This is a genomic window from Snodgrassella alvi, assembly GCF_002777855.1.
GTDB classification, from domain to species: domain Bacteria; phylum Pseudomonadota; class Gammaproteobacteria; order Burkholderiales; family Neisseriaceae; genus Snodgrassella; species Snodgrassella alvi_E.
The window spans coordinates 1-324 of the sequence record NZ_MEIK01000010.1 but is presented as its reverse complement, the minus strand read 5'-3'; the positions used below and the strand labels follow the sequence as shown (position 1 = coordinate 324).

Sequence of the window (324 nt, the reverse complement as noted above, 5' to 3'; positions counted from 1 at the left end):
CGATATCCTTATTGGCGGTACCGGCAATGACACTCTCAACGGTGGCAACTATGAAAAAGACCGCTATGAATTCGAAGCAGGCCATGGTCACGACATCATTAAAGATACAGGAAATTATTATGATATCAATGAACTCAATGAAATTGTGTTTAAAGGCGCCAATTTCTCTGAAAATTATTTCAGTCGTTCCGGTAATGATTTAATCATCAAAGCCTATGGTGAGGACGATTCACTTACCCTGCCTAATTATTTCAACTTTAGTTATGGCGAATATCGTTCTTTCAAATTTATTTTTGAAGATGTAACGCTTAACCCTCAGGATAT

Annotated in this window: 1 protein-coding gene; it reads left to right on the top strand. The window is 37.3% G+C overall.

Going from position 1 to position 324, the window contains the following annotated elements; translation table 11 throughout:
* A partial coding sequence (locus BHC43_RS10640) for a calcium-binding protein (protein ID WP_373885625.1) occupies nucleotides 1-324 on the top strand: 324 nt, incomplete at both ends.